This window comes from Rhodococcus sp. MS16 (assembly GCF_013277795.1).
Classification (GTDB): Bacteria; Actinomycetota; Actinomycetes; order Mycobacteriales; family Mycobacteriaceae; genus Rhodococcus_F; species Rhodococcus_F globerula.
Genome location: NZ_VBTM01000001.1, coordinates 562,620 through 583,297 on the forward strand (window position 1 = coordinate 562,620; position 20,678 = coordinate 583,297).

Annotated in this window: 18 protein-coding genes and 1 pseudogene; 9 read left to right on the forward strand and 10 right to left on the reverse strand. The window is 61.6% G+C overall.

The genetic code is table 11. The features are described from left to right. The first annotated feature begins 124 nt into the window (after positions 1 to 124). The 6 genes from FEZ60_RS02675 to FEZ60_RS02700 all read left to right on the forward strand — a co-directional run bounded on the left by FEZ60_RS02675 (position 125) and on the right by FEZ60_RS02700 (position 5,890). Positions 125 to 1,501 (forward strand): MBL fold metallo-hydrolase, encoded by a 1,377-nt coding sequence (locus tag FEZ60_RS02675; protein WP_045067656.1) that lies wholly within the window; start codon positions 125 to 127, stop codon positions 1,499 to 1,501. 288 nt (positions 1,502 to 1,789) lie between these two features. Continuing rightward, positions 1,790 to 3,943, forward strand: coding sequence for an MMPL family transporter (locus tag FEZ60_RS02680; protein WP_084702796.1), 2,154 nt, complete (start codon positions 1,790 to 1,792; stop codon positions 3,941 to 3,943). Between the two features lie 124 nt (positions 3,944 to 4,067). After that, the gene (locus FEZ60_RS02685; protein ID WP_045067658.1) at positions 4,068 to 4,337 is read left to right on the forward strand and encodes a metal-sensitive transcriptional regulator; all 270 of its coding nucleotides are present in this window, start codon (positions 4,068 to 4,070) and stop codon (positions 4,335 to 4,337) included. A gap of 46 nt (positions 4,338 to 4,383) precedes the next feature. Next, positions 4,384 to 4,611: a DUF2892 domain-containing protein gene (locus FEZ60_RS02690; protein ID WP_045067659.1), complete on the forward strand. Its 228-nt coding sequence runs from the start codon at positions 4,384 to 4,386 to the stop codon at positions 4,609 to 4,611. A 39-nt stretch (positions 4,612 to 4,650) separates the two neighbouring features. Next, positions 4,651 to 5,058 (forward strand): DUF302 domain-containing protein, encoded by a 408-nt coding sequence (locus FEZ60_RS02695; RefSeq protein WP_045067660.1) that lies wholly within the window; start codon positions 4,651 to 4,653, stop codon positions 5,056 to 5,058. A 52-nt stretch (positions 5,059 to 5,110) separates the two neighbouring features. Beyond that, positions 5,111 to 5,890: a sulfite exporter TauE/SafE family protein gene (locus tag FEZ60_RS02700; RefSeq protein ID WP_045067661.1), complete on the forward strand. Its 780-nt coding sequence runs from the start codon at positions 5,111 to 5,113 to the stop codon at positions 5,888 to 5,890. Positions 5,891 to 6,136: 246 nt separating this feature from the next. Here the strand turns inward: FEZ60_RS02700 and FEZ60_RS02705 are convergent, their stop codons facing one another. From FEZ60_RS02705 to FEZ60_RS02735, 7 genes and pseudogenes are all read right to left on the reverse strand, one after another. Next, a complete protein-coding gene (locus FEZ60_RS02705; protein ID WP_162487746.1) occupies positions 6,137 to 6,448 on the reverse strand; it encodes an aldehyde dehydrogenase family protein in 312 nt (103 codons plus the stop codon). 29 nt (positions 6,449 to 6,477) lie between these two features. After that, positions 6,478 to 7,227 carry an enoyl-CoA hydratase-related protein gene (locus FEZ60_RS02710; protein WP_045067662.1) on the reverse strand — a complete coding sequence of 250 codons (750 nt, stop codon included), beginning with the start codon at positions 7,225 to 7,227 and terminating at the stop codon, positions 6,478 to 6,480. Next, positions 7,224 to 8,825, reverse strand: coding sequence for an acyl-CoA synthetase (locus tag FEZ60_RS02715; protein WP_045067663.1), 1,602 nt, complete (start codon positions 8,823 to 8,825; stop codon positions 7,224 to 7,226). Before FEZ60_RS02715 ends, FEZ60_RS02710 begins: the two co-directional genes overlap by 4 nt. 54 nt (positions 8,826 to 8,879) lie before the next feature. Continuing rightward, complete coding sequence (locus FEZ60_RS02720; protein WP_172935473.1) at positions 8,880 to 9,569, reverse strand: nitroreductase family protein; 690 nt, start codon at positions 9,567 to 9,569, stop codon at positions 8,880 to 8,882. A gap of 308 nt (positions 9,570 to 9,877) precedes the next feature. Beyond that, a complete protein-coding gene (locus FEZ60_RS02725) occupies positions 9,878 to 10,825 on the reverse strand; it encodes a TauD/TfdA family dioxygenase (RefSeq protein ID WP_033236246.1) in 948 nt (315 codons plus the stop codon). Further along, on the reverse strand, positions 10,822 to 11,454 hold the full coding sequence (locus FEZ60_RS02730) for a TetR family transcriptional regulator (protein ID WP_230590342.1): 633 nt from the start codon (positions 11,452 to 11,454) through the stop codon (positions 10,822 to 10,824). Before FEZ60_RS02730 ends, FEZ60_RS02725 begins: the two co-directional genes overlap by 4 nt. Before the next feature lie 1,769 nt (positions 11,455 to 13,223). Further along, positions 13,224 to 13,802, reverse strand: a pseudogene (locus FEZ60_RS02735) (transposase); the annotation flags it as partial. A 422-nt stretch (positions 13,803 to 14,224) separates the two neighbouring features. Here FEZ60_RS02735 and FEZ60_RS02740 point away from each other — a divergent pair. Continuing rightward, positions 14,225 to 14,566, forward strand: a complete 342-nt coding sequence (locus tag FEZ60_RS02740) for a metalloregulator ArsR/SmtB family transcription factor (RefSeq protein ID WP_033236247.1) — start codon at positions 14,225 to 14,227, stop codon at positions 14,564 to 14,566. A 3-nt stretch (positions 14,567 to 14,569) separates the two neighbouring features. Continuing rightward, positions 14,570 to 15,055, forward strand: coding sequence for an SRPBCC domain-containing protein (locus FEZ60_RS02745; protein WP_172935474.1), 486 nt, complete (start codon positions 14,570 to 14,572; stop codon positions 15,053 to 15,055). Between the two features lie 12 nt (positions 15,056 to 15,067). Here the strand turns inward: FEZ60_RS02745 and FEZ60_RS02750 are convergent, their stop codons facing one another. From FEZ60_RS02750 to FEZ60_RS02760, 3 genes are all read right to left on the reverse strand, one after another. Next, positions 15,068 to 16,489: a DUF1254 domain-containing protein gene (locus FEZ60_RS02750; protein WP_045067671.1), complete on the reverse strand. Its 1,422-nt coding sequence runs from the start codon at positions 16,487 to 16,489 to the stop codon at positions 15,068 to 15,070. A 176-nt stretch (positions 16,490 to 16,665) separates the two neighbouring features. Next, on the reverse strand, positions 16,666 to 18,090 hold the full coding sequence (locus FEZ60_RS02755; RefSeq protein WP_045068037.1) for an ABC transporter substrate-binding protein: 1,425 nt from the start codon (positions 18,088 to 18,090) through the stop codon (positions 16,666 to 16,668). A 526-nt stretch (positions 18,091 to 18,616) separates the two neighbouring features. Continuing rightward, complete coding sequence (locus tag FEZ60_RS02760; RefSeq protein ID WP_033232169.1) at positions 18,617 to 19,024, reverse strand: SRPBCC family protein; 408 nt, start codon at positions 19,022 to 19,024, stop codon at positions 18,617 to 18,619. 455 nt (positions 19,025 to 19,479) lie between these two features. Here FEZ60_RS02760 and aroC point away from each other — a divergent pair, with 455 nt between their 5' ends. Beyond that, a complete protein-coding gene (aroC, locus tag FEZ60_RS02765; RefSeq protein WP_033232168.1) occupies positions 19,480 to 20,667 on the forward strand; it encodes a chorismate synthase in 1,188 nt (395 codons plus the stop codon). Positions 20,668 to 20,678: the final 11 nt, after the last annotated feature.

The following is a 20,678-nucleotide window of genomic DNA, read 5'->3' on the forward strand; positions in this document are numbered from 1 at the left end:
GTGAACGACTTCTTCACCTAATCAGTACGTCCATCCATATACCCCCGGGGGTACTTGACATACCCCAGGGGGTATATGGCATCCTGTGTGCATACCATCGTCCAGATTCAGGAAAGGTTGTTCGATGATCCTCGAGCAGTACTACATCGAGTGCCTCTCGCATGCGTCGTACCTGATTGGCGACGAGAGCACAGGCCGTGCCATCGTGGTTGATCCGCGGCGCGACATCACCGAATACCTCGAGGACGCAAGCCGCCATGACCTGACTATCGAAGGGATCGTCAACACGCACTTTCACGCGGACTTCGTCTCCGGCCACCTCGAGTTGCTCGAGGCGACCGGCGCGTGGATCGGTTTCGGCGAAATCGCGGACACCGACTACCCGATCCGCCGACTTCGCCATGGCGAACACCTGACACTGGGGGAGGTGGACATCGAGATCCTTTCCACTCCCGGCCACACGTGGGAGTCGATCAGCCTGCTGGTGCGCGAGAATCGAGATGCAACGCCGTCCGCTGTGCTGACCGGGGATTCGCTGTTCATCGGCGATGTCGGCCGCCCCGACCTGGCTAATCTCGGCGACGGCACCAGTACCGACCTGGCTCGGGCGATGTACCGCACCGTCCACCAGACACTGCTGGCGTTGCCCGATTCGGTGACCGTGATGCCGGCCCACGGCGCAGGATCGTCCTGCGGCAAGAACCTCTCCGCCGAGTTGACCTCCACCATCGGCGAGCAGCGCCGCACGAACCCGTCGGTGCAGCCGATGAGTGAAGATACGTTCGTTGCTCTGATCACCGACGGTCAGCCTGCGGTGCCGGGGTACTTTTCTACCGATGTGGCCCTGAACAAATCGAATCGCGCTCTCCTCGAACAAGATCGGCGCATCGCCGAGCTGACACCGGAGGAGCTCCGGACAGAAATGGCCAACGGAACTCGCGTTCTCGACGCCCGCACCCCGGACGACTTCGCTGGCGGGCATCTGCGCGGCTCGATCAATGTCGGATTCGACGGCAGGTTCGCCGAAACCGGTGGCATGGTCGCCGATATCGGCGAGCGCATCGTACTCATCACCTATCCGGGTGAGGAACAGATTGCGGCGATGCGTTTGGCGCGCATCGGATCCGACAACGCACTCGGCTACCTCACTGTCGACGCCGATGGCATCTTTCCGAACTCGCTCACAGACCTTGTCCGTACCGCGCCGCGTACTGCTGCGGTCGAGCTGGAGGGGCTCCTGGATTCGGATGCGGTGACCTTGATCGACATCCGAAATCCCGGCGAGCGCGACTTCGGGGTCATCGACGGTGCCCGGTCGATTCCGCTCGCCCAGCTCCGCTCCCAGCTCGCGGACCTGCCACGTAACAAGCCCATCGTCGTGCACTGCGCCGGCGGCTGGCGCTCGTCCGTCGCCGCGTCACTGTTGCGGGCCGATGGCATCGAGAACGTTAGCGACCTGGTCGGCGGATACTCGGCCTGGGTCGACCGGTCGTTCGAATAGTGCCTAATCACGAAAACTCTCGTGCCCATACGTGGCACAACGTCTGACAAGGAGATTCCAGATGTGTTACCCCACGACATGTTCTTCCTGCTCCAAGACCACCTGGGCAGGATGCGGCCAGCACTCCGATCAGGTCATGGCAGGTGTCCCGAAAGCGCGGCGCTGCACCTGCACCCCTGCTCCTGACTCGGGGTCCGGGTTCTTCCGATCCCTTTTCGGCCGCTGACCGGCGCACCGGATACTGCTGCGCACGCCCCTCCCATTCACCGCATCTTCAGGAGTTAACCAATGACCGGCAAATCTACTGTCGAGGAAGGCGTTACGTCGGCCTCTCGATCCTCCGGCGGAGCGCTCGGGCGTATGGGCGCGGCCATGGCAGGCAATGCGAAATGGGTATTCGGCGTCTGGCTGATCGTCCTCGTCGCCCTCGGCGCCGCCGCACCATCAGTGTTCAGCTCACTCGCGGGCGCCGGATGGCAAGCCAACGGGTCGGAATCGGTCCAGGTCCGCGAACTGGCACAGGAACACTTCGGCGGTAACTCCTCCGCCGCGGTCCAGGTCGTGGTCCATTCCGGCGACCGCACCGTCGACAGTCCCGAAGTGCAGCAAACGCTCACTGCGGTCGCGGATGTCTTCGCCGGGGACACCCGTTTCGGTGCCATCATCGCACCGCAACCGGGAATGTCCATCAGCCCGGACGGGCACACAGGAATTCTCATCGCGGGCGCGAACGCGTCCACCGACGAGATGGTCAAGGCAGTGGACGATCTCAAGGGGGAGTTGACCGCTCTGTCCGGAGACGGCATCGAGGTCTACCCGACCGGCGCTTCGGCACTGTGGAGTGATTTCAACAAAGCCAACCACGACGCGATGATTCAGGCCGAACTGTTCTCCTGGCCTGTCACCCTCGCGATCATGGTGCTCGCGTTCGGGTCCCTCGTCGCCGCAGGGCTCCCGTTGCTGTTGACCCTGGCCGGACTCGTCGCCTCGGCAGGTGGCCTGGTCCTACTCAACCAGGTCACTCCGATATCGGTGTGGGCGATGAACTTCGCGATGATGTTCGCTCTCGCTCTCGGTATCGACTACGCCTTGTTTATCGTCGCCCGCTTCCGTGACGCGATCGCGCACGCCTCCTCCAAGCAGGCAGCTGTGGCGGAAACCATGGACACGGCGGGCAAAGCCGTTGTCCTGTCTGGTATCACAGTGCTGGTCAGTTTGTCGGCCGTGCTTCTCGTTCCGGCCCCTGCGGTGCGGACGATGGCGATCGGCATCATGCTCGCCGTCTTCTTCGTTCTGCTGGCCTCGATGACGCTTCTTCCGGCGACTCTGGGCGCGCTGGGTGGCAAAGTCAACGCCGGCTCGCTTCCCTACGCGAAGCGGCAAGAGCATCGTTCTCCGCGGTTCGCAGCCTGGGGTGAGCTGTTGCATCGTCACCCGTGGCCGTTCGCTATCGGTTCTGTCCTGGTGCTGATCGCGTTGTCGATCCCGGTCCTCGGTCTCAAGGTTGCGATGCCTTCCATTGAAGTCGTCCCCGCCGACGCCCCGGTGCGCCAAGGTTACGAACTCGTCCAGGCCCAGATGGGTGAGGGTGCGCCCGGGATGGTGCAGATCATCGCTCCCGCCGCCGAAGCCTCGCAGACGGCGCAGGCTGCTGCTGGGGCCGACGGCATCGCTATGGTCACGCCGCCGCAACCCGCCCCGGACGGTAGTGACTATGTGATGCTGCAGGCCATGCCGGCCGTCGACCCGTCGGATGCACAGATGGGCACTATCCTCGACACCTTGCGTGCGGACCTCCCCTCCGGCGCGCTCGTGGGCGGCGCGCCGGCGGAGAACCTCGATCTGCAGCAAGCGCTGAACGACTACTTCCCGCTGATCGTCGGCATCATCTTGGTGCTCGGGTTCGTGTTGCTGCTGGTGGCTCTGCAAGCGCCACTGATCGCCATCCTGGGCACCGTGGTCAGCCTGCTCTCCACCGCAGCCGCATTCGGCGTTGCGAAGTTGATCTTCCAGGACGGGCACGGTGCATCCCTGCTCGGATTCACCCCGCAAGGCTTTCTCGATGGCTGGGGGCCGGTGTTCTTCTTCGCGATGATCTTCGCGATCGCCATGGACTACACCGTGTTCCTCCTCGCCACGGCGAAAGAACACTACGAACGGTCCGGGGACCCTAAGGTCGCACACGTCGCCGGCTTGGCGCATTCCGGACGAGTGATTTTCGCCGCCGCCGCGGTGATGGTGGCCGTGTTCTTCACTTTCGCGCTCGCTGACCCGTTACCGCCGAAGGAGATGGGCATCATTCTCGGTGTCGCAGTCCTACTCGACGCGGTCCTGATCCGCCTCATCCTGTTGCCGGTGCTACTGCGGTTGACCGGACATGCCGCGTGGTGGTCCCCGGCGTGGTTGCGGAAAGTGCTGCCCGACATCAGTTTTTCGCACTGACGGAGTTGGCCGACAGCCACGGCGGTTCGGCAGGTATGTGACGGACAGACCTGCCGAACCACGAGCTATAAATACCCCTAGGGGTATAATTTAGTTTAGCGATTCATCTTCGAAAGGAATTCCCATGGTCGGCGACGACGACAGCATCGCATTGGTACTCAACCGGCTCCGCCGCGCTCACGGCCAACTCGCCGGGGTGATCTCGATGATCGAACAGGGCCGCGACTGCAAAGACGTCGTCACTCAGCTCGCCGCGGTCTCGCGGGCCCTGGACCGGGCGGGCTTCAAGATTGTCGCTACCGGCCTGCGCGAATGCATGACCGGCGATACCGAGAACGGTAAGGAGCCGATGACCGAAGCCCAACTGGAAAAGCTTTTCCTCGCGCTCGCTTGACCCGCGGGTATCGCGGAACAACGAATCGGAAAGGAAGACACAGATCATGACAGCTCTCCCTCGGCATCACGGCTGGACTATCGAACGGATCGTTCCCCTGCTGGGCGGGGTGGTCGTCTTACTCAGTGTGGCCTTGACACTCGCCTTCTCCACCTGGTGGCTCATTCTCACTGCATTCGTCGCTGCGAATCTCCTGCTCTACAGCGCAGTGGGGTGGTGCCCGATGAGCCTGATACTCCAACGCCTCGGTATCCCACGACTCGGCACCCGCTGACCGATCCCAGACCCTGGATCCCCGAAAAGGACGTAGATCATGCAACTCGCACTCACGGCCACCCTGAACACCACCTTCGACGACGCCGTCGAACGAACCCGCACCGCATTGGCGGAGCAAGGTTTCGGGATACTCGCCGAGATCGACATGAAAGCGACTCTCAAGGCCAAGCTCGACGAAGACATCGAGGATTATCTCATCCTCGGCGCCTGCAATCCGCCGTTGGCGCATCGAGCCGTCGACGTCATGCGGCAGATCGGACTACTGTTGCCGTGCAACGTCGTCGTGCGCGCCGACCGCACCGCCGAGAACAGCGTCATCGTCGATGCGATGAACCCCGCCCTCATGGCCGAGGTGACCGGCGAGCCGGCACTGGGGGCCATCGCCGACGAAGCGGCCACCAGACTGCAAGCTGCGCTCGATTCACTTACCACGCAACCACACTGACTCGTGACAATGCGGCAGATCCTCGACCGCCGATGAACGGAAACGGATTCCGATGACCCTCGCAATCGCACTTGCGGCCGGCGCTGTCATCGGCATCCTTCTCGGACTCCTCGGCGGTGGCGGTTCCATCCTCGCCGTACCGGTCCTGGTGTTCGCCCTCGGCCTCGACATCGACCAGGCGATCCCGATCTCACTGATCGTGGTCGGTGTCGCCTCTGCCGTCGGAGCCATCCCGAAAGTTCGTGCCCACCTGGTGCAGTGGCGACTGGCCGCCGTGTTCGCCGCTGCAGGTATCCCCGCAACCTTCATTGGTAGTGCCCTCGGGCGACTGCTCCCGCAGTCCGTCGTGATGACCGGGTTCGCCGCGGTCATGATCGTTGCCGGTGCTCGTATGCTCGCCGACCGCGGCAATGCCGGGACCGCCTGCAGCGTAGGTGATTCCGGTATCAATTGGCGTCGCTGCGCACCTCGTGCGATCCCAGCCGGATTCGCTGTCGGTGTGCTGACCGGGCTCTTCGGCGTCGGCGGCGGATTCCTCATCATCCCCGCCCTTGTCCTGATGTTGGGAATAGACATGCAGATCGCGATCGGAACCTCGCTTCTGATCATCGTCGCGAACTCCGCCGCCGGCTTGATCTCACATCTCGGTAGCGGCGTCGCCATCGATCCGGCCATCACGATCAGTTTCAGCGGAGCTGCGATCGTTGCCTCCTTGGTCGCCGGAAGGTTCGGCAACCGCGTCAACACCGGATCACTCCAGCGCTGGTTCGCGTACCTGGTATTCGCCGTTGCCGCCTACATTCTGTTCGATACTCTCGCGCTGAGCCGCTGACATACGGCACCAGAAATCGTGTGGGGTTGCCGGTGGATCAGGCCATGTCAGCAGTTTCGCGAGTACGGCCTCCCGGTGCACCGGGGCGCGCAGATGAGGCGCCATATGATCGTGAGAGCCTGGACAAGCAAGGTGTCGGAGGATCTTGTCATGGGCACGCTGCGCGAAAGGCCAGAGTCGCGTCGCCCCGATGGCGTGATAGCGGGCGGTTCGCCCGGCGAGATCGGGACCGAATTCTTCGTCAGCTCAGTCGATCTGAGCCGCGTGTGTGAAGTTTTTCGCGCTGATCCACATCTCACCGCCGGCCTCGGTGGTCGTCTTGCCCTGTTCCATCACCAGCAGGGGCCCGATCTCGGCGTTCTTACGTGTCAGCTCGAGAGCGCACGATTGCAGCAGCTCTTGCCGGTATGCACGGTCGGTCTTACCCTGTGCGAGGGCCGAGTCTGCGTTCCGGACGGCCTGATCCAGCTCCTCCTCGGTCGTGATTGGAATACGCCCGATCTCCTCGAGCGTGGCGGGATTGATCGATACGAGCTCGTTCATCGTCTGTTGTCTCATCGTCGTGACTCTCGTCGTGTGCCAGTGGCTCAGTGTCCGAGCCACTGCGGCGGGCGCTTCTCGAAGAATGCGCTGATGCCCTCCTTCATGTCGTCCGATTCGAGGAAGACCTCGATCGCTCGTTCGGTGGCCTGCCATCCGAGTGCGTCCTCGTCGACGGTCAGGGTGCGTAGCGCACGCAGACTCTCACGTACCGACATCGGGGACGAGAGGCAGATGTCTTCGGCGAGCGCCATGGCTTGATCGAGCGCGCATCCCGCGTCGGCCACCTCGTTGACCAGTCCGAGTTGGTAGGCCCGGTCCGAGTCCAGTGTGCGACCCGAGATAAGTAGTTCTCGCGCGATGTTCGGTGGCAATGCCCGCGCGGCCCGAAAGAGGGCGCCCGATGTCGCGACGAGTCCGCGACGGGTCTCGGGGAGTCCGAAACTCGCTGTACGGGAAGCGATGAGCGCATCGCAGGCAAGTGCGATTTCGAATCCTCCGCCGAGGGCCGGTCCCTCGACGGCGGCGATCAGAGGGGTGCTCCGCTGCCGTCGGATAATCCCGTACTCGCCACCGCGTTCGGTTCTCAGGTCGGCGCGCTCGCTCAGGTCGGTGCCTGCACTGAAGATCGTCGTTGTCCCTGTGATGATTCCGGCCCACAGAGCCGGATCGTCGTCGAGTCGGTTGAGGGCCTCGTCGATTCCCTCTGCCATGGTGCGGTCGATCGCGTTGCGTTTGTTCTCCCGATCGAGGCGGATGAGCAGGATCCTGCCGTGCTGTTCTTGGATTACGCTCATGCGCCTACAACCTCCGCGACGGTCGCGCGAGCCCAGCGGTAGTCCGCCTTTCCGGCGGGAGAGCGCACGATGGCGGGAACGACGACGATCGAACGCGGGATTTTGTACCCGGCGATCGAGGCCCGGCAATGTTCGGCGATCTCATCGGTGTCGATATCCTCGAAGTCCTCGCGAAGTTGCACCACAGCCGAGACTTGTTCGCCGAAAAGCGCGTTCGGTGTGCCGGCGACGACGGCATCCATCACGGCGTGATGACTCTTGATGGCAGCCTCGACCTCTTCGGGGAACACCTTCTCACCGCCGGTGTTGATACACACCGAGCCGCGGCCGAGCAGCACGATCGAGCCGTCCGGTTCGACCCGGCCCATGTCGCCGAGGATCGACATCCGTACCCCGTCGACCACGGGGAAGGTCTCTGCGGTCTTCTCCGGCTCGTTGAAGTACCCGAGTGGTACGTGTCCAACACGGGCAATGTATCCGAGCATGTCGGAGCCGGGCTCGATCGGACGCAGTTCTTCATCCACGACCAGCATGTTGGGGTTACCCACGACACGCATGTTGCCGTCCGCGTCGATCTCGAGTGTGCCGTCCACCCCGGATTCCGATGCTCCGAATCCGTCGCGCAAGAACAAGTTCGGCATCAGTTCGAGAAGCTGGTTCTTCGAGCTGCGTGACCACAGTGCACCGCCGGAGCTGACAAGTGTCAGCGAGGTGAGGTCGTAGTCGGAGCCGTGGCGGGCTATCGCATCGGTGAACGGACGTGCCATCGCGTCACCGACGACCGTGACGCAGGAAAGCTGCTCGTCCTGAATGAGACGGAGCGCTTCGACTGGTTCGAAGCTGCGCATCAGAACCTGCTTTGCGCCGCTGAAGAAGCCGCTGAACACCGAGTACACCGCGGCGCCGTGCATGAGCGGTGCCGGGAGCAGAAACGCCATGGGGTGGGAGTTGGCTGCGACAGCGTCGGCGAGGTCGGCGGTGTTGGTGAAGGCGGCACCTCCGTGGTTTCCACCCGCGAGTGCGGCCATGAAGAAGTCCACGTGTCGCCACACCACTCCCTTCGGCATTCCGGTTGTGCCCCCGGTGTAAATGACGAATCTGTCGTCATCGCTGCGTGGGCCGAAATCCCGGTCCGCCGATTGGGTCCGCATCGCGTCGTCGAAGTCATTGAGAGGCAAGGATATCGACGTCGGATCATCCACGGATCCGAATACCAGTACGTCCTTGATGCCAGGGCAGGCGGGGAGGGCGCCGGCGATGATCGGAACGAACTCGCCGTCGACGATCAACGAGACGATCTGAGAGTTGTTGTAGAGGTACGTCAGCTCGTCTTCGGTGTACCGGTAGTTGATGTTGACCGGCACCGCACGAATCTTGAGGCATGCCAGCAGGGCCTCGACGAACTGGGTGCTGTTGCGCATGTGGATGCCGACATGTTCACCCACCTGGACACCTCGCTGAGCGAGGTGGTGGGCGAGCAGGTTCGCCCGTTGGTCGAGCTGGGAGAACGTACGACGCTCATCGCCGCAGACCAGGGCGGTGCGGTCGGGAAGTTTGTCGACAACGGCTTCGAAGAGGTCTGCAAGGTTCAACGACATGTGAGGGGTCCTTCTCGAGTGGAACGAAGACTGGGGCAGCGACGGGCCGTCGACTCAGGACACCCAGTCGGCGACCGTTCCGATGTCCACCCGATCGGTGCGGAAGCCGTTGGCGGGGTGGGATTCGTCGGCATAGCCGAACGAGATCGAGCACACCACCTTTCGGTTAGAGGGAAGGTCGAAGAAATTGCGCAGGTAAGGCGCGCTCCCGGCGAGAGCAGCCTGCGGAACAGCGGCCAGACCGAGGCTGTGCGCGGAGAGCAAGAACGTGTTGACGTACAACCCGCAGTCGATCGCGCCGTAAACGCCGAGTGCCTCGTCGGTGGTGATGACCGCGACGTGGGGCGCACCGAACAGATCGAAGTTCTTCATGGTCTGCTCAGACGAGGCCTTCCGGTCATCCGCCGCGATGCCCACGCTCGAATACAACTGCGTCGCGCACTCCTTACGGCGCGTGCCGTACACGTCGCGGTACTCGGCCGGGAAAGGGAAATCCGGTGCCTGCGGAGACGACCGAACATACTCGGCGAGTCCCTTCCGGAAGCGCTCGGTGCCTTGCCCTTCGGTGATCGAAACCTGCCAGGGCTGCGTGTTGCACCAGGAGGGAGTGCGCTGTGCCATCTCGAGGATCTGCTCGATCGTCTCACGCGTAACGGGGTCCGGTTGGAACGCGCGACAGCTGCTGCGCGTCTCGAGTATGGACCGCAGATCAGTGTGGACAGGTAAGGCGGGTACTTCGGTCACGGGGACACTCCTGTAAATGGCCGGAAGATAGGGAATCCGGAGATGGGGCGGTAGTCATATCTTGGTTCTGGGCTGCAGTGGATCATCCGAATTAACACCGGTGACCACCGCGAGTCAAAAGCATTGTCCACAAGCGCATTACGGCAGATGTATGCCATGTGCGGGCCCGGATCGGGCGTTATGTTCCTCAGCGCGCGAAACTCGGATGGTCTCGAAAGCTGCGAAGTCCCGAGAATGCAATGACCAGCCGAGGTGGCGACGATTCGCTCTTGGCTCGTCGCGATGCGAAGTCGCAGTTCCCTGCCGGGTTACCGCGAGATGCCGGTGGGCTTGCTTCCTATGATCGAAATGCGTTCCATCACACGGCGCGCGGGGTAGTAGTCGCTCGACGCGTAGTGCTGGCACGTCCGGTTGTCCCAGAAAGCGATGGTATTCGGCTTCCACCGCAACCGAACCTGCAACTCAGGGCGCATCAGGTGACGGTACAGCAGGCGCAGGAGTTCGTTTGATTCCTGCTCTGATACACCCAGAATTCGTTGTGTGAATGCAACATTGACAAAAAGTACGCGCCGACCGGTTTCCGGGATCACTCGCACAACGGGGTGGTGCACCGGTGGGAAGCTCGGTCGGAGCTTGTCGATCGCTTCCTGTGGCATCCCGGACCCGAACGAGGTGATCCAGTCGTGTTCGGCTTCGAGGTGATCGATCCGGGCCTTGATGTCGCCGGGAAGCAAGTCGTATGCCGCGCCGGTGTCGGCCCAGAGTGTGTCGCCGCCGACAGTGGGGATCTCGATGGCACGTAAAACTGCTGCGAACGAGGGGAATTCGTGCCATGTGACGTCGTTGTGCCAGATGTTCTCGGCGCCGACGGCGGCTGCGTCCTTGGCGAGGGTGGCGACGTCGACGTCGCTTTGTCCTGGTTGGGTGTACTGGTAGAACGGGTGCTGTTCGAGGTCTCCCCATGCTTCGGCAAAGGCACGGTGGTCCGCGCGTTCGATGTCCTGGTCCCGGAAGAACAGGACTTTCCATTCGAGCAGTGCGCGGCGCAGTTCCGCCATGACCTCGTCCGACAGATTTCCGCCCAGTCGTATTCCGGAGATTTCGGCACCGATGGTCGGTGTCTGTGGTTCTAGTGAGAACACTTCGTAGGGAGGAGTTTCCACATTCTCTGCGGTTCGCGGGGCGATGATCGGTCCGAAGTATGCGAGGGGATCGGTCGGTGTGGGTGCTGCAGTAGCGGGAAGTGCATATGTCATGAGGATGCTCCTGAGGATTTGGTTGTCATCGAGGTCGGTGCCTCGAGCATGGCCACGCAGGTATCGACGAGATCGCAGACGATCGCCGTACTCTCTGCGGGAGTGCGATCGCTTCCTTCGTGTGCCGCGAGCACTGTCATGTTGTGCATGACGATGCCATCGGTGCGCCAGATCGCGATCGGGTTCGGTGCCGGACAGAGTTCGATCAGCAACTGCCGGACGTGCTTGTAGCTTTCTGCTCTCAGGTGCTTCTCAATCATGTCAGCGAGAGCGGGATTGAACAGGGCTTGGACAAGGAACCGCGCGTAGCGACTACCGGAGCGACCGAGAGTTTCGGCTGCCAACGGCCGGACAAGGGCCTCGACGGCTTGTCGGGTAGTAGGCGGCGTGCCCAGTCGCGTTATCTCGTCGAGCTTTTCTTGTCGACGCGTATCAACGGGGGACATCCGAGCTTCGACAAGGGCTTCGATGAGACCCTCCCGGGAACCGAAATGGTATTTCGCTGCAGATTTGTTCGATTGGTTCGCTGTGAGTTGGACGTCCTTGAGAGTCAGTGCGTGCAAGCCACGTTCGGCGACGATGTGTTCGGCCGCTTCGATCATCGCCAGTCGAGACGTGGTCTGCGTCATACCCACACATTAAGGTTGCAACCTTAATGTGTCAAGACTCTCTGGTGGCTGTGTCATCAGGGAAGGAACCTTCAATTTTTCACGCTCTGTGCTTCACACTGATTGTCCGAGAGGCGTTGATACATAACGTTCAGTGCCGGAATGCCATTCGTGTTGGATCCCGGAGGGCTTCTCCGAAGTCGTCGATACCGAAGACCTGACTGAGCAGTATCGGAAAATCTTGCCGGATACAAGGTTCCGCAAACAATCGTTTTCATTCCGCACATCCGACGTTCCCCCGCAGGCGATCACAGTGCGATCCTCTCCCTCGGCATGCGCACATGACATTTTTCGACTGCTCGGCGCATTCGGGTGGTCTGCATTCGTGAACCGGCTACGCGAATCCCTGAAAGAAAGGGGGTTTTGCTTCGGGTTCAAATTTTCCAATGATGTTTGGGAATAGTTGATTTGAGAATGGTGATGATTTCCGGGTGCGTCAGCGCCCGCGTTTGTGCAGAGCACGGGCTGCCCGACTGTCTGTCGATGTAGGGATATCGGCCGAGGGCCGTTATTGCTCCGGGATGCTTCCGGGCCGCTGCGTTAGATTCGTCATGAGTTAATTGCGAATGCGAGAGAACGGCTGATGGGTTCGGGGATTGCTCGGTGTTCAATGCGCATCAAATGCCCTATGACCTCCCATGAGGGGCCGGAACGCGTATTTATCGCCGCGTGCAGGCTAAACGACATCGCTATTTCGGCGACACCGGGCGAGCCTTAGGGACGAAGCCTTCACGCGTTGACGTCCGAAGGATCGGTACATGAGACGATCCGCCAATGACGAAACATCACAGGGCTGAGGTTAAGCGCGGTGAGGCGCGCAGAACCGACAGCCCGATTGCAAACGTGGCTAGTCATTGCACTGTACATTTTCACTGCGTTTGCGGTTATCTGCGTCACATGTACGGCAAGAGCCGCCCGACGTGAGTGTGAAGGGGCAGGTCACAATTGCGTTGCGGGAGACTTTCATTCGCGTCTCGCGGGATCAAAGTCCAGTACGTCGGTGCGTTGCGTGTCAAGGTCCTAGCATGTGGTGGATTGCCGAAATTATCGTCGGGTGGACCGCAGTGGGTGCCTGCGTTGCGATCTGGCTAGGTCGCGCCATCAACAATGCGGAGATGCAGGAACCGTACCGCTTCTCGCGCTGAGCATTACCGGCGGCGCGAGGCGGAAGTTTCCGCGCCGCACCGGGAGCGCTCGGCAGTTAGCGCAACTGGTTCGCTGTGCGCGCAGCGGCGCGTCGGCCGCCACGAGTTGTGGCCGGTCTTCTCCGGCCACTATATGACACGTCTCGATGATGGCCCGGGAGCGATGGCGGGGTGACGCCATCGTCGAAACCTCACCGCCGATGACGTCTCACACGATCGCAGCGGTACGACGTTGCTGCGAAAAACGCCATCGCCCGTGGGCGTACTAAAGCCTCGTCCACCGAAATCCGAAGCTTCGCTGCAAACATCCCGACGCGATATGAATGCTCCACGCCAGAGCTGACTGTTCGATGGGGAGAAGCGCATGCGTGCACTGTGCAGAGTGCGTGGTGGTTAGAATGGCACGCCGGTGTCAGTAAGCGATCAGAGGGGTCGCGACCTCAAACCCTCGTTGTGACTGAGAAGAGCAGGCGTTTTGTGGTGCGATCGAAATCGGCGGTGGCGCACTCGGACTGTCGGCAGGACGGTCGGCCGGCAATCGAGGCGTCGGGGGTGTCCCTATTGTTTCGTCAAGCATTGTTTTCGTCAAGCGGAAGTCACGGCGGGTGATCGATAGGGTTCGTGAGCATGGCGTAGAGGACATCGCAGCGGCGACTGGCGAGGCAGATGAGGGCGGCGCCCAAGCTTTTTTCCTTCGGCTCGCTTTCGGCAGTAGTAGGTGCGACTGGCGGTGTCGTGCAGTGCGGCGAACGCTGAAAGGAACAGGGCGCGTTTGAGTTTGCGATTACCTGATCGGGCGGGGTGTTCCCTGTGGATCGAAGTCCCCGAGCAGTGGGTCGCGGGTGCGATCCCGGCGTAGGCGGCGAGGTGAGCGGTGGAGGCGAATGCTGAATCATCGCCGACTTGAGCAAGATTCGTGCGCCGGCCGAAGACCCCGATGCCCGGCGTGGAGATCAACCGGGAAAGAGTGTGGTCTTCTGGCATCCTCTCCACGTCCTCGCTGATTGATTTGCGTTGCTGAAGAATCGCTTTCAGCGAATCAGCACGTTTTGGGACCACGATCTCGGCAGCTGTCGTTCCTGGAACAGCAACGGGCTGCGCCTCGAGTGCGGCGTGGAGGTCGGCGACCTACCGGGTGCCCATGCGCGGTGCAATTTTGGTGGCATTGATTGTCCTGCAGGAGGGTTGAGCGTTGCTGCGAGGTGTGCAACGTCGGCGCCGATACCGCTTAAGTCAGTGTGGGAGAAATCGGACGTCAGTGCCGTCGCAAGAGGAGAGCCGCCGCCGACCACCGTGGAGTCGGTTGATGCGCCGGGTGTCTTTACTCAGAACGGTTCCGAACGCTCCAAGAACGCCGTTGTGGCTTTTGTCGATGGAGCATCTTTCTGGACTCCCACTTCCCCTGGCGAGCATTCCCTGATGGCGTACCAGACTTCGGCAGGAGGGCCGATCGAAACGGTGACGGTAAACCCGGGTGTGCTGCTCGGGCCCGGTTGTATCTCGCACCCTGACGGAAATCGCGGTGTGAGCCCACGGGTGCGTCTCGACGGTCGACATATACAACCATTTGGTTGTATGTTTGTGGTGTGAACGGAGACGACGAGGATCGCGCGGACGCACTGTTCCGTGCGCTTTCGGACCGGACGCGGCGCGACATTATGCGCCGTGTGCTGGCCGGGGAGCACTCGGTTTCTGCGCTCGCTGCGAAGTACGACATGAGCTTCGCTGCCGTGCAGAAGCATGTCGCTGTGCTGGAGAAAGCCGGCCTCATCACCAAGCGACGCACCGGTCGAGAGCATCTCGCCAGCGGCGACGTGACGGCGTTGCGGTCGGTGGCGGCCATGCTCACCGAACTGGAGCAAGCGTGGCGCGGCCGCATCGGACGTATTGACGAACTCATCGCATTCGACTCGCCCAAGGAGGGCTGAACCATGCCTGTTACCGATGTCCAGCAGGACGTAGACACCCGAACATTGACCATCGTCGCGGAATTCGCCGCGCCGGTGGAACGTATCTGGCAGGTCTACGCCGACCCACGCCAGTTGGAGAAGGTTTGGGGCCCACCGACTTACCCGGCGACCGTGGTGGAGCACAACCTCACTCCCGGGGGTCGCACGACCTACTATATGACCGGCCCGGATGGTGAGAAATTTGCAGGCTACTGGGAGATTACGGCCACCGACGAACCGACGAGCTTCTCGTTCGACGACGGCTTTGCCGACGAGGATTTCAACAAGAATCCCGAGTTGCCGGTTTCGAAGAACGTCTTCACTTTCACCGAGCACGACGGTGGCACGCGCGCGACTTACGTCAGCACCTACGAGTCCGCCGAGGCGTTGCAGCAGGTGCTTGACATGGGTGTCGTTGAAGGCGCCTCGTCGGCGATCAACCAGATCGACGATCTGGTCGCTTCCTGAGCGGCGACAGTGTTACCGGATTTCGTCGAAGTCTGGGAGTGACCAGGATTTGTCGAAGAAGGGCTCGGTGGCCGCGTACATGCGGAAGTAGACGAACCAGCCGTCCTCGGCAACCGTCTTCATCCAGTTGTTGTCGGCTGTTTCGGGTGCCGACGGACCGATGTAGAGGTCGATGCTGCCATCTTCGTTGAAGTCCAACATCTCGTCCCGGCTGTCCAGGCTGACACTGCGAATGTCATTGCCGCCGTTCTCATACGGCCGACGTGTGTTCTCGCTGTAGAGAGTGAGAGACCAGAACTGTGCGACGGGTACGTCGGCGGGCACGTGCAGGCGATAGGTCCGGTCGGCGCGCACCAGGCGACCCTCGCTGTCCCGCTTCGAGGTCAGGTAGACCTGCCCGACACCGGGAGTTGGGTGAACCATGCCCTTGGTGGTCGTGACTGCCTCGTAGAACAGAGTGGCGCGCTGATCGAGTTGCAGAATTGTGTCGGTCTCCTGTTCGATCTCGAAGTCGATGAGTTTGTACCAGCTCGTACCTGCCCAGTAGGGGGTCGTGTGCCGCGGGTTGACCTGCATGGTGCGGACCAGCAACTCGCCGAGCGCGGCGCCCTCGAGGAGAAGCCGCTGCTGGCGCTCATCAGGTGCAAACGATTCGCCTTTGACGATACCCAGGGGCTCGAGCATCGCCATCAGGGCTTTGTCGACTTCTCGGACAGGTTCTTCACCCAATACCGTCGCGAGGTCGTCCCAATAGCCGAGGCCGCGCGATGGTGTTGCGCTCCATTCGGTATCGACCCCTTCGATGAAGTTCACGGGTGTGGGCGCGGAACCGATCCGCGCGAGAGCGAGGCCTCGTTTTGACGAGGCCATCACGTCCGCGTCCTGGGTTAGCACCCGGAACGCAATAAAGATATTGACTGTCGCCGAACGTGCCACATATCTACCGGAGTCCTCGAACGGTGCGGCATCGTCGTTCGGGCCGAGGATGACGTAGCCGCCACCCTTGCCTTGGTCAGGCCCGGTCAGGCCGAGATCGACCACTGGTCGCTGCCAGAAGTCCAGGACGCCGCCCGCGGTTGGGCCGGCGGGGTAGTCGATGAGAACCGGTCCGTCAGCGAGAGTGCTGAAATTGATGATGTACGGCGTGGTGAGGTTTGCGGTGACGATGCCTCGCTTCTCCCGTAAAGTCTCGTACACGACGAAGTCGCCGAAGTTGTTGGCGCCAAACGTTTTTGCTGCGCGGTCGCGCCAGGTGACGAACCCGACGAGCGGAAGCGCCCACAGATAGGCCTGGGCGGCGCGCTGTACATCTAGTTGGTCGAAGAGTAATTCGGCGGACGCGTCGGTCGGGAATGTGTGCTCGAGTTCGATTGTGCCGAACGAGGTATTGATGACCTCGTCACCGGTCAACCGTGCATCGCGAAGGGTGGACATACTCCGTACCTTTCGTCCCAGGTCTCGATCCGGGCAAATACGACGGATCGTCGTGGGGACGCTACCTGTAGGAAGCCGCTGACATGGTCGATCAGCCAGTGCTGCGCCGGATCGTTTGCCGATCGTCACATATGACCGCCGGTGGCACTCGATGAGCGCCACCGGCGTCCTGCGAATTAGGCCTGCGGCTTGATCACGTTCGCGTTGAGGTACTTCGTGGAGATGCGATCGGCATCCAGATCGGTGCCCCAGATGCTCTTGTCGTTGGCGATGAGGTACTTGGGGTCGCACTTGAACTCGCCGGCTTTCGCCGGGAAAACCTGTGAGTATTCGGCGCCCTTCAGCGCTGTCATGAGGCCGCAGGTGGCCGGCATGTTCTTGCCCGGATCGGTAACAGCGTGCAATCCGCCGCCGTCCCAGTCGTGGATCGACGACAGTTCGTTGACCATGCACTGGCGCGTCAGGTCGCTGCCGCACTCATCCGCCGCGGTGGCCCAGAGCAGGAACGACGATGCAGCCTGCATACCGAGGAGTGCCGTCTTGCCGCCACCTGCGGATACCAGGTCGGAGTACTGCTTCACAGCCGGAACCTTGTCGGCATTCTCGAGCATCTGGAAAATCATGTCCGCGTTCAGGTTGTCGAGCAGTCCGGTGTCCTTGTTCCAGGCCGAAACAGCCTCGCCGTACCAGGTGGCCTCACCGAAGAAGATCGGGTCCATACCGACCTGATCGAGAGACTTGACGAAGTTCAGCTCGGCCGGGCTGGCCGAACGCGAGGTCCAGATACCCTTGACGCCACATTCCTTGAACTTCTCGGCAAACGGCACGTAGCTGGATTCGCCCTCGTAGTTCAGGGTCACGCCGCAGTCCTTGAGCTTGAAGCCCGCAGCCGCGGCCATCGCGCGTGTCTTGGTGGTGGAGTTGATGATTGCCGGCATCGTGCTGTTGACGACGTCGAAGTCGTTCAGCAGGTCCGGGTGCATCTCGGCCATCTGGAACCATGCTGCCGCATTGGAGTAGTCGACGGGCATCGGCACACCCTGGAATGACATCGGACCATTGGTTGCGTCCGGTGACACCGTGAATCCGGGAACGGCAACCATGTTGCAGGCCACGCGGGTCTGCTCTGCGGTCTGGTCCATCGCGAATCCGTGACCGACCAACATGAACTGGCTGGCGCAGGCTTCCTGCATGACCGAGTTGGCCTGCGTCATCGCCGCGTCGTAGTCGGTGCCGACAACCTTGCGGCCGTTGATGCCGCCCTGATCGTTGCACCACGAGATGAGCGCGCTGACGGCGTCACTCATCTCCTTGTTGAGGCCTGGCGACTTCACGTAGCCGCGGTCGTCGCCGAAGCCGATCTTGATCTCGGTGTCGCTGACACCCTGATCCGTCGCGCCCTTCGCATCTCCGTCGCCGCACGGCGAATCCAGGGTTCCGAACTTGGCATCGGAACTCTTCGACGCCGCGTCCGCTGTCGCAACGGATGCACCGTTCGACGTCGCTGACGGGTCGTCACCACGAGCACCGGAACAGGCGGACACCAGAGCGGCGGTGGCGGCAATCGCCACAACCAGCTTCGTGGTCTTGTTGGGCTTCACTTCGAGGTTCTCCTTTTGCAGACGGCACAGCAGTTCACAGGCGGCACTGCCTGGGCAGTTGCACTGAGAGCCGTAGATAATCAGCGATCGGACAATGCCGAATGCGACTTCCCGATGGGTGAGATACGAAAGTGAAGTGCGACACAGAGCGATGGCTTTTGTGGCTCTGGTCATGCTTTTTCGGCCTGTTTCAGCCTCGAACCGTCGTGCGGGTCCCTGAACCCGGTCTTGGATGACGGGATCATTCAATACCGGTCACCGCGCCCTCGGATTTCCCAGGGGCGCGGTGGTGGATTACATGCCCGAGCCGCCCGAGAGCATCGCGATCGTCAGGAGGATGCCGCCGACAATTCCCGAGAATGCGCCATCGCTGTTGAGTAGCCATTCGTTCAGAGATCCCATGGAGTGCCTCTCGTAGTTTGTCCAGTTGTCGAGCCGAGCCTATCGGCGGATCGTGTCCGACATGTCGCTTTCTGTTGATATCGGGATGTGAGGTGCTTCGATGTGGGACAAGAGAACTCGAGGCTTATCGGATGGCCTCCATTGTCTGTTTGAAGATGCCCAGGCCGTGTTCCATTGCGGCGCCCATCGCAGTGGCGAGGTCATCCGGTTGTACGTCATGGATCCACACGAATCGGCTGCGCCCGTCGCTGTGGGGGAAGACTTGCATCGACGCGTTGTCGTGTGTCGGCGCCATGGTGCCACCGATGACGGAGTAGGCGAGTCGGCGCGATGGGTCGTCGAGAGCGACGAGCCGTTCACGCGCGACGGTTCCGTCCGAGAAAGTGGCGATTCTGATTTCGGGCTCTTCGAGTTTGCTGTTGATCACGAATCCCGGCGCCATCCGAACGGGCCCGTCAGCGAAGTCGCTGATAACGCCCCACACGTCCGCAGGGTCCGCATCGATAACGATCTCTTTCTGCACAGAGGCCATTTTTTGCTCTTTTCTGTAGAGGGCGCCCTGGTCGCTTCTGGAAACCACGTTACGAGGCAGCTAGGACAACTACTGACCTAATTGTCGGCTGTGCTTAGTTGGTCGAGGAGCTTGTCCAAGAACTCGTGTTCTTCGACGACGAGGTCATCGTCGAGTTGGGCTCGGATCCAGCTGTTGGGGAAACTGCTTCGGTGCAGTAAGTGAGAGCCGCGTCCCCGCGGGGACGTTCCGGGACCGTGCCTTTACGTTTACGTTCGAGGTGTCGTGGTGGATGGGGCTGGCACCCGATCTTCGTGGCGACCTGTCGGAGGTGCCTTCAACCCTTCAACTGCGTTCGAGGAGACTTGGAGGACGTCACACACTCAACGCCCCTTCCGGTGTGACATCGAGCAATCGGGCAGAGGTCGAAGGACCACTGTCACAACCACAGTCCGCGACGTGGAAAGATAGTCGTCGTGCTGCGTTGGATAACTGCTGGAGAATCCCATGGTCCCGCCCTCGTCGCGATGCTCGAGGGCATGGTTGCGGGGGTCGAAGTGACCTCTGAGGCCATCTCGTCCGAACTTGCCCGTCGTCGACTCGGCTATGGCCGTGGCGCGCGGATGAAGTTCGAGGCTGACAAGGTCACCATCATCGGTGGTGTCCGCCACGGCTTTACGCTCGGTGGCCCCGTTGCCATCGAAATCGGCAACACCGAGTGGCCGAAGTGGGAAACCATCATGTCCGCCGACCCGGTCGATCCGGATCTGCTCGCCGATCAGGCCCGTAATGCACCGTTGACGCGTCCGCGTCCCGGCCACGCCGATTACAGCGGCATGCTCAAGTACGGCTTCAATGACGCCCGTCCCATTCTCGAGCGTGCGAGTGCTCGTGAGACCGCTGCCCGTGTTGCTGCCGGAACCGTGGCTCGCTCTTTCCTGCGTCAGGTGTTCGGCGTCGAGGTTGTCTCGCACGTCATCTCCATCGGTGCATCCGAGCCCTATGTCGGACCGGTTCCTGAGGGCAAGGATCTGGACGCGATCGACGCGAGCCCGGTCCGCGCTTTCGACAAGGCCGCCGAAGAGTCGATGATCGCCGAAATCGAAGCGGCTAAGAAGGATGGCGACACCCTCGGTGGCGTCGTCGAGGTTGTCATTCACGGCCTGCCTGTCGGTATCGGAACGTTTGTCAGCGGCGCCGAGCGTCTCGACGCGCGACTTGCTGCTGCCCTCATGGGAATTCAGGCCATCAAGGGTGTCGAGGTTGGCGACGGTTTCGAGACCGCGCGTCGCCGCGGCAGCGAAGCTCACGACGAAATCCGCCCCGGCCCGGACGGCATTGTCCGTTCCACCAACCGTGCAGGCGGTATCGAAGGCGGCATGACCAACGGCGAGGCACTGCGGGTTCGCGCCGCGATGAAGCCGATCTCAACGGTGCCGCGCGCATTGGCGACGGTCGACATGGAAAGCGGTGAAGAGGCAGTTGCCATCCATCAGCGCAGTGACGTCTGCGCGGTTCCGGCTGCCGGTGTTGTTGCGGAATCCATGGTTGCGCTTGTTGTCGCTCAAGCCGCACTCGAAAAGTTCGGCGGTGATTCCATTGCCGAGACCACAGCGAACTACCGGCGCTACGCCGACGGTATCGCAGCCCGACCGCCTCGCTGAGAGCGTCCACG

What these genes read in the sequence shown, in the direction of transcription:
- FEZ60_RS02675 (WP_045067656.1), top strand. Translation starts at nt 125, where the DNA reads ATGATCCTCGAGCAGTACTACATCGAGTGCCTCTCGCATGCGTCGTAC.
- FEZ60_RS02680 (WP_084702796.1), top strand. Translation starts at nt 1,790, where the DNA reads ATGACCGGCAAATCTACTGTCGAGGAAGGCGTTACGTCGGCCTCTCGA.
- FEZ60_RS02685 (WP_045067658.1), top strand. Translation starts at nt 4,068, where the DNA reads ATGGTCGGCGACGACGACAGCATCGCATTGGTACTCAACCGGCTCCGC.
- FEZ60_RS02690 (WP_045067659.1), top strand. Translation starts at nt 4,384, where the DNA reads ATGACAGCTCTCCCTCGGCATCACGGCTGGACTATCGAACGGATCGTT.
- FEZ60_RS02695 (WP_045067660.1), top strand. Translation starts at nt 4,651, where the DNA reads ATGCAACTCGCACTCACGGCCACCCTGAACACCACCTTCGACGACGCC.
- FEZ60_RS02700 (WP_045067661.1), top strand. Translation starts at nt 5,111, where the DNA reads ATGACCCTCGCAATCGCACTTGCGGCCGGCGCTGTCATCGGCATCCTT.
- FEZ60_RS02705 (WP_162487746.1), bottom strand. Translation starts at nt 6,448, where the DNA reads ATGAGACAACAGACGATGAACGAGCTCGTATCGATCAATCCCGCCACG.
- FEZ60_RS02710 (WP_045067662.1), bottom strand. Translation starts at nt 7,227, where the DNA reads ATGAGCGTAATCCAAGAACAGCACGGCAGGATCCTGCTCATCCGCCTC.
- FEZ60_RS02715 (WP_045067663.1), bottom strand. Translation starts at nt 8,825, where the DNA reads ATGTCGTTGAACCTTGCAGACCTCTTCGAAGCCGTTGTCGACAAACTT.
- FEZ60_RS02725 (WP_033236246.1), bottom strand. Translation starts at nt 10,825, where the DNA reads ATGACATATGCACTTCCCGCTACTGCAGCACCCACACCGACCGATCCC.
- FEZ60_RS02730 (WP_230590342.1), bottom strand. Translation starts at nt 11,454, where the DNA reads ATGACGCAGACCACGTCTCGACTGGCGATGATCGAAGCGGCCGAACAC.
- FEZ60_RS02745 (WP_172935474.1), top strand. Translation starts at nt 14,570, where the DNA reads ATGCCTGTTACCGATGTCCAGCAGGACGTAGACACCCGAACATTGACC.
- FEZ60_RS02750 (WP_045067671.1), bottom strand. Translation starts at nt 16,489, where the DNA reads ATGTCCACCCTTCGCGATGCACGGTTGACCGGTGACGAGGTCATCAAT.
- FEZ60_RS02760 (WP_033232169.1), bottom strand. Translation starts at nt 19,024, where the DNA reads ATGGCCTCTGTGCAGAAAGAGATCGTTATCGATGCGGACCCTGCGGAC.